At 68.9% G+C, this 7,329-nt stretch carries 8 protein-coding genes and 1 pseudogene; 6 read left to right on the plus strand and 3 right to left on the minus strand.

From position 1 onward, the window contains the following. Positions 1-189: 189 nt before the first annotated feature. Positions 190-861, plus strand: a complete 672-nt coding sequence (locus ACIQ8J_RS35520) for a response regulator transcription factor (RefSeq protein WP_403278221.1) — start codon at positions 190-192, stop codon at positions 859-861. Between the two features lie 59 nt (positions 862-920). Beyond that, a complete protein-coding gene (locus ACIQ8J_RS35525; RefSeq protein ID WP_403278223.1) occupies positions 921-2,078 on the plus strand; it encodes a sensor histidine kinase in 1,158 nt (385 codons plus the stop codon). Positions 2,079-2,087: 9 nt separating this feature from the next. Here the strand turns inward: ACIQ8J_RS35525 and ACIQ8J_RS35530 are convergent, their stop codons facing one another. Beyond that, positions 2,088-3,086, minus strand: a complete 999-nt coding sequence (locus ACIQ8J_RS35530) for a TIGR03842 family LLM class F420-dependent oxidoreductase (RefSeq protein ID WP_403278219.1) — start codon at positions 3,084-3,086, stop codon at positions 2,088-2,090. A gap of 761 nt (positions 3,087-3,847) precedes the next feature. Between ACIQ8J_RS35530 and ACIQ8J_RS35535 the strand changes: the two genes are divergently transcribed. The 3 genes from ACIQ8J_RS35535 to ACIQ8J_RS35545 all read left to right on the plus strand — a co-directional run bounded on the left by ACIQ8J_RS35535 (position 3,848) and on the right by ACIQ8J_RS35545 (position 5,432). Next, positions 3,848-4,225, plus strand: a complete 378-nt coding sequence (locus ACIQ8J_RS35535; protein ID WP_403278217.1) for a hypothetical protein — start codon at positions 3,848-3,850, stop codon at positions 4,223-4,225. A 466-nt stretch (positions 4,226-4,691) separates the two neighbouring features. Beyond that, positions 4,692-4,964 carry a hypothetical protein gene (locus ACIQ8J_RS35540; RefSeq protein ID WP_403278215.1) on the plus strand — a complete coding sequence of 91 codons (273 nt, stop codon included), beginning with the start codon at positions 4,692-4,694 and terminating at the stop codon, positions 4,962-4,964. Positions 4,965-5,009: 45 nt separating this feature from the next. Beyond that, positions 5,010-5,432 (plus strand): helix-turn-helix domain-containing protein, encoded by a 423-nt coding sequence (locus ACIQ8J_RS35545; RefSeq protein ID WP_403278214.1) that lies wholly within the window; start codon positions 5,010-5,012, stop codon positions 5,430-5,432. Here the strand turns inward: ACIQ8J_RS35545 and ACIQ8J_RS35550 are convergent. Further along, entirely contained in the window at positions 5,407-5,892 is a 486-nt protein-coding gene (locus tag ACIQ8J_RS35550) for a MarR family winged helix-turn-helix transcriptional regulator (protein WP_403278213.1), read from the minus strand. The genes ACIQ8J_RS35545 and ACIQ8J_RS35550 overlap by 26 nt on opposite strands. A gap of 61 nt (positions 5,893-5,953) precedes the next feature. On the opposite strand from ACIQ8J_RS35550, the gene ACIQ8J_RS35555 reads away from it, so the two are divergent. Beyond that, a complete protein-coding gene (locus ACIQ8J_RS35555; protein WP_403278211.1) occupies positions 5,954-6,910 on the plus strand; it encodes an amidohydrolase family protein in 957 nt (318 codons plus the stop codon). Positions 6,911-6,971: 61 nt separating this feature from the next. On the opposite strand, the pseudogene ACIQ8J_RS35560 reads toward ACIQ8J_RS35555, so the two are convergent. Beyond that, a pseudogene (locus ACIQ8J_RS35560) lies at positions 6,972-7,169 on the minus strand (ISL3 family transposase); the annotation flags it as partial. Positions 7,170-7,329: the final 160 nt, after the last annotated feature.

Genomic DNA, 7,329 nt, shown 5'->3' on the forward strand with positions numbered 1-7,329 from the left:
GAGAACAGCCCTATCCAGCCCGGCTCCGACACCGTGATCACACCAGCCACACCAAGATCATCCCACCCCAACCACCCCATACGGGACAACCTTTAAAGCGGGCCCCGTACAGTGACCGGCTCTGGGGAGGGCCTGCCGCCCCGCCGGGTTAACAGCGGCGAAAGGTCCCTTTCGGCTAGACAGGGCGGCATGCGCGTACTGGTGGTGGAAGACGAAGAGTTCCTTGCGGAGATGATCGCCGACGGGTTGCGCCGCGAGGCGCTCGCCGTGGACGTGGCCACGGACGGGCTCACGGCGCTGCAGAAGCTGCGATTCGGGGAGTACGACGTGCTCGTGCTCGACCGCGACCTGCCGGGGCTGCGCGGCGACGAGGTGTGCCGCCGGGTGGTTGCTCAGGGCCTGCTCACCCGGGTCCTGATGCTCACCGCCTCGTCCGCCGTACGCGAGCGCGTCGAGGGCCTCGGCATGGGCGCCGACGACTACCTCACCAAACCGTTCGCGTACGACGAGCTGCTCGCCCGCGTGCTGGCACTCGGCCGGCGCGTACAGCCTGCGCTGCCGCCGGTCCTGGAGCGGGCGGGCATCACCGTGGACACGGGACAGCGCCGCGCGACCCGCAACGGACGTCAACTCGACCTTTCCCGCAAGGAGTTCGCGGTCCTGGAGACCCTGATGCGGGCCAAGGGCGGGGTGGTCAGTCGCGAGGACCTGATCGAGCAGGTGTGGGAGGAGGGCACCAGCTATCTCACCAACGCGGTGCGGGTGACGGTGAGCAAACTGCGCGGCAAGCTGGGGGAGCCGCCGGTGCTGGAGACGGTGCCGGGCGTCGGATACCGCATCGCGGACGGGCCCGGCGCGTGAGGGGCAGTGCCGATGTGGGCCGCCGTGCGAGGGGCGGCGCCACCGCGAACCGCCGTGCCATGGGCGAGCGGGCCCGGCTCACCGCGCTGTACGCGGCGCTGCTCGTCGTCGCCGGGGCCGTACTGATCGGCGTGGTCTATCTCGTCGTGCGCCAGGGACTGTACACCCAGATCGGCCTGGCGATGACGAAGACGGTTCCCGATCCGGGTGCCGGAGCATTCAAGCCGGGCACTCTCGCAACCCCGGCCGTGACGGCACCCCCGAGGGCAGTCGACGGCACGCCGCTCACGGACTCCTCCGACCTGGTCGCAGAAGCCGCGCAAGCCGCGCTCGGCCGGCTGCTCACCGTCTCCCTCCTGACCCTCGCCGTGTTCGCGGTGCTGTCGGTGGCGCTCGCGTGGTGGATGGCCGGACGGGTGCTGCGCCCGGTCGGCGTGATCACCGCGACCGCCCGGCGCCTGTCCGGCGAGAACCTTCACGAGCGGATCGACCTCGACGCGCCCCCGGGCGAGCTGAAGGAGCTGGCTGACACCTTCGACGACATGCTCGGCCGCATGGAACAGCTCGTCACCGCCCAACAGCGGTTCGCTGCGAACGCCGCACATGAACTGCGCACCCCCCTCGCGGTGCAGCGGGCCGCCGCCGAGGTCGGACTCGCGGACGCCCCCGCCCCGGCCCGGGTGGCACGGATCCGGACCAAGCTGATCGACCTCGCCGACGACAGCGAACGCCTCATCGAAGGCCTGCTGTTGCTGTCCGTGGCGGACCAGGGCCGCCTGGAACGCAAGGAGCCCGTCGCCCTCTCCCGTACCGTCACCAAGGTGGTGCGGGACCTTGAGACCGAGGCCGATCGCAGCAAGGTGACGGTCAGTGCCCACACCGAACCGCTGACCGTGGAGGGCGACCCGATCCTCGTGTACCACCTGGTGAGCAACCTGGTCGCCAACGCGGTACGCCACAACAAGCCCGGCGGCACCGTCACGGTCGAGCTCGACGCGACTGGTCTGACCGTCACCAACACCGGCCCGCGCATGCCCCCGGACCTGGTCCCGCACCTCTTCGAACCGTTCCGCCGCCTCGCGGAACGCGAGCACAGGCCCGGCGAGGGTGCGGGGCTCGGCCTGTCCATCGTGGCCTCGATCGCCCGCGCCCATCACTGGCACGTGTCCGCGTCGGCCAACCCCTCAGGGGGCCTGACGGTAGGGGTCCGTCCGTGACCCGCTGCCTCACGTGAGGGCGGGAATGATGTGTTGTCCGTAGGCGTCGATGACCGCTTCACGGGCGTCGTGCATGGCGTACAGCGCGAACTGGTCGACGCCGAGGGCGTGCAGTGCCTTGAGTTTCTTGATGTGGGCTTCGGCCGGTCCGAGGAGGCAGAAGCGGGCGACGATTTCGTCGGGTACGAAGGCGGTGTCGGGGTTTCCGGTGCGGCCGTGGTGGCTGTAGTCGTAGCCCTGACGCTGCTTGATGTACTCGGTGAGTGCCTCGGGGACGAGTCCGGAGTGCTCGCCGTAGCGGGTCACCAGGTCGGCGACGTGGTTGCCGACCATGCCGCCGAACCAGCGGCACTGTTCGCGGGCGTGGGCCAGGTCGTCGCCGACGTAGGCGGGGGCGGTGACGCAGATGGTGATGGCGTCGGGGTCGCGGCCTGCGTCGGCGGCGGCGGTGCGGACCGCCTTGATCATCCACTCGGTCAGGAACGGATCGGCGAGCTGGAGGATGAACCCGTCGGCCTTCTCACCCGCGAGCGCCAGCGCCTTGGGACCGTAGGCGGCCATCCAGACGGGCAGTTTGCCGTCCTTGACCCAGGACAGCCGCAGCCGCTGCCCGTCCACCTCGGCCCCCCGCCCTTCGGCGAGGTCCCGGATGACCCCCATCGCCTCACCGAGCCGGGCCAGCGTGTTCGGCTTGCGCCCGGCCACCCGCATCGCCGAGTCACCCCGCCCAATCCCGCACACCGTGCGGTTGCCGTACATGTCGTTCAGGGTCGCGAAGGTGGAAGCGGTCACCTCCGACGCCCTAGTTCCCGGAGCCGTCACCATCGGGCCCACCACCAAGCGCTCTGTGTGCTCCAGGATGCGGCTGTAGATGACGAAAGGCTCCTGCCACAGCACCGCCGAGTCGAAGGTCCACCCGTAGCGGAAGCCGTTGTCCTCCGCGCGGCGCATTAGCTCCACGACGGCCGAGGCGGGCGGATCAGTCTGCAGGACGACTCCGAAATCCATTGCCCCACTCCTTGCTTGATCACTTCCCCCGCCCGCCCAGCCTCCGTCAGGGCCCGCGGCCTCAGGAAGATCGGATCGAGCCGAACCGGCGCCCGTTCCGCGCAGTGGCCTGGCGCTTTCGTGACGAGGCAGTCGAGGCAGCCGACGAGGGGGTGGCTCGGGATGCCACGGAATGAGGGCGTGACCAAATCGTCACAACACACATATCAAGCGCAATTGACCCAATTCCGGTTCCTCCCGTCTCCCTACCGGACCGGGTTCTGACCAGCCCCGGTCTGAGCAGCACCGGCGACCGACACGGCGAGGCGGTGCTGACGCTCCGAAAACGGCCCTGCCGGGCTGCCGCACCGAAAGAGCACGTACATGACGCCCAGTCAGCACCGACCCACGCCCTCCCGCAGACACTTCGTGCTGGGGTCCGCGGCGCTGGCACTGGTCGGCGCCGCCGGATACGCGGTGGCTTCCTGGCCGGGTGACACCGATGAGACGGCCGGCATGGCGGGAACCGACAGCGCACAGGCGGCTCCCCCTTGCGAGCCGCGAGTCGGTGATGCAGATCGTCGCGCATCCCGACGACCTGTTCTTCATGAACCCGGACACGGGCCACTCGATACGCTCCGGCCGCCCGACGACCTCGGTGTACGTGACGTCCGGGGAGGCCGACGGCGTCAACGCCCCCGGCCACGCGTCCCCGGGCCACCCCATGTCGGCCGCCTACCGGGCGCGGTACGCCGAGGCCCGGCAGAACGGCATACGCGTAGATGGCGACCGGCGACAAGACCAGCCCCTGGACCCGCACTGCCATACCCACCTCCGGCGGCGGCACCGCCGAGCTGGATACCCTCCAGGCACACCCGCAGATCAGCCTGGTCTGGATGCAACTGCGCGAGGCCCGCGAGATGTACAAGGACGTCCCGCACAGCCTGCGCGGCCTGCGGAACGGCGAGACACCCGCGCTGGAGGCGATGCTCGCCTCCCACACCCCTGCCAAGCCCTTCAGCTACACGAAGGACCAACTCATAGACGCGCTCGCTGGGTTGATGGGACGCTTCCGCCCGCTCATGTACGCACCCTGGACCCCACCCCGGCCCGTGAGGGCGCGAAGCACGAGATCATCGACCACCAGGACCACGTCTTAAGCGCCCGCTTCGCCCAGGCCGCGCTCCAGAAGTACGCCGCCGCCTCCGGCCGCCCGAACTTCACCCTCCAGACCTACCTCGGCTACAACACCAGTTACTTGCCGCACACCTTCGGCAAGGAAGGCGCGGACGCCAAGGCGGAGACGGTGAAGACGTACGCCTGGATGGACCCGAACGACAACTACTGCGGCAGCCAGGCCGGTTGCGGCGACCGCAAGGTCTCCAACCGCCCGTACGGCAACAACTGGGCCCAGTCGGTCCGCTACTCCCGCGCCAATTCCACCACTGGCTCCAGCCCGGCAAGGACGGTAGCCTGTGGGCGTTCGGCGTGCTCGACTAGAAACTCGCAGTCTGGCACAAGACCCCGGGTGCGAAAGGCACTTGGGCCGGGCCGAAGACGCTGGCGGCGGACGGGTCGCTCGACACCGGACTCACCTCGGTACGGCTGCCCGACGGACGTATCGCCGTGTTCGGCACCTGCACCCACCTCGGCCACGGCGCCGACTACCGCCGTGAGGTCGTCACCACCATCCAGCAGCGCCCCGGTGGCGACTTCGGCCCGTTCCGCGCGCTCGGCTCGCCGCCCCACAGCGGCGCCAGCGCCCTCTCCGACCTGTCGTCCCCGGCACCCGCCGTGGACGGCTCCGGCTGCCTCACCGCCTTCGTGCGTGGCGGAGACCTCCGGCTGTATCTACCTACTGAGCTCTTCGGCGTGGTGTCGGGTAGTGACGGATGCTGATCCCTGCGGTACCCCGTTGGTATGCGGTACGCATAGGGCGGAGGGTTGACCGCTGAGCGGCAGCAGTTCCGTGAGCGGATCCGGCGGGAGGCCGGGAAACGGTTCGCGCACGGCGAGAAGACCGCAGTGATCGCGAAGGACTTACGGGTGAGCGGGCGGTCGGTGCGACGGTGGCGGCGTACGTGGCGGGAAGGCGGGACCGAGGCGCTCACGTCCAAGGGCCCGCCCAGACTTCCGAAGCTGTCCGATGTACAGTTCGCCGAGCTGGAAAAGCAGTTGGAGCTGGGAGTGGCCGCGCACGGCTGGGAGGACCAGCGGTGGACACTGCTGAGGATCAAGGGCGTGATCGCCCGGAAGTTCCGGATTACTCCAGCTTTCAGTCCCAAGCCGGTTGCCCGTCTCGGCCAGGGCAGGACCTGGGGTTGGGCGTGGGTCGGCGGGTTCACATGTCATCGATCAGCTCAATGAGCCGTTGGGTGAGTTCGGTGATCGCGGAACGCTGGCCGGGGGCGAGTTCGCGGTAGGCGCGCAGCTGCCGCTCGCGCAGTCTGGTGCGGTGGCCGTCGAGCAGACCGGCGCCGGAGGCGGTGAGGGCGACCTCCACCCGGCGTTCGTTGCCGGGGGTGCGGGTGCGGGTGATGATGCCGTCGCGTTCGAGCTGCTGGAGCATCCGCGTAGCAGTGGGGGTGGCGACGCCCGCGTGCTCGGCGATCTCGCTGACGCCAAGAGTGCCGTGGTCGGCGAGCGCCTCCAGCAGCTGGACCTGGGAGAGCGAGAGTGCAGGACGGCTCTGCCCGGCCAATCGCCCGCGGCTGCGGCGCGTCGCCGAGAGGAGATCCTGCACGGCCTGGGTGAACGCCTGGAACTGCGGATCGTCGGCCGTCGGCGGGCCGCCGACGCCGGGACCGGTTGGCGGCGGTGGAGTCATGGAGGATACAGTAACAGCAAGCTAAAAGTTAGCTAGGTAAGTAACTGAGAGGTGAGCCGTCGTGACCAACGGACGCATCGACACCCACCACCACATTGTTCCCCCGGCCTACCGCGACTGGCTGCTCTCCCACCACGAGACCGCAGGCGGCATGCCCATCCCCGCTTGGGACGCCGAGACCGACATTGCCTTTATGGACAGCCAGGGCATCCAGACCGGCGTCATGTCCGTCTCCACCCCCGGCACCCACCTCGGCAACGACGCCGAGGCCCTCGACTGGGCCCGCAAGGTCAACGACTTCGCCGCCGAGACCGTCAAGAACCGGCCCGACCGCTTTGGCTTCTTCGCCACCCTCCCCCTCCCATACGTCGACGGCGCACTCGAGGAAGCCACCCGGGCCCTGGACGAGCTGAACGCGGACGGCATAGTCCTGCTCACTAACCACCGTGGCACCTACCTCGGCGACTCCGCCTTCGAACCCCTCATGGCCGAACTTGGCCGACGCGGCACCGTCGTCTTCGTCCACCCCGCCGACCTGCCTGCCCAACCCGTCCCCGGAGTCCCCGTCTACGCCGCCGACTTCCTCCTCGACAGCGTCCGCGCCGCCATGAACCTCACCATCTCCGGCACGATCACCCGTCACCCGGACATCAAGATCATCCTCTCCCACGGTGGCGGCTTCCTGCCCTACGCCGCCCACCGCATCGCCCAGTCCCTCCAGCTCAACCAGAAGCTCAGCAACATCCAGCCGGTCATGGACGCCGAGACCATCCTGGCCAAACTGCGGCACTTCTACTTCGACACCGCACTGGCCGCCAACCCCGACACCCTCCCCACCCTCCTCACCTTCGCGGACCCTGCCCGCATCACCTTCGGCAGCGACTTCCCCTACGCCCCCGCCGACATGTCCGCCTACTTCACCAAGCAGCTCGACGCCTACCCCCTCGACGACACCCAGCGCACCGCCATCAACCGCGGCAATGCCGAGGTCCTCTTCCCCCGCCTCGCTTCCTCCTGATCTCTTGGGTGTGTCAATTTAGGAGCCCCTGTCTCACATTCGGTGGTTACGGAGCGTGGCGCTATCCGAGGAGGATGCGGTGGCGTAGGAGGGTGAAGCCTGCGCGTCCGGGTATCTGGCGCGCGATCCGTTTGGTCTTGATGTTGACGCCTTCGGTGGGGCCGTTGCTGTAGGGAAGGGTGAGCCCGGCGATCACGGCGTCGAGGTCTCGCTCCAGGCCCTGGGTGAAGGCGTGCAGGTGAGACAGGTCGGCTGCTCGGAACCTCCAGGGTGTCGGCCGTGCGGCCATGCAGCACGTCGGTCCGCTCATGAGTCTCGGCGTCGATATGCGACATCCCGCGAGTTCCCCTGAGCCCCACTGAGTCCCTGACCCCGTGGCCAGGGGGTTCTTCCTCCTTCGGGTGCTCTGTGGCCTGGTG

Origin of the sequence: Streptomyces sp. NPDC094147 (assembly GCF_044764265.1) — a bacterium.
GTDB lineage: Bacteria > Actinomycetota > Actinomycetes > Streptomycetales > Streptomycetaceae > Streptomyces.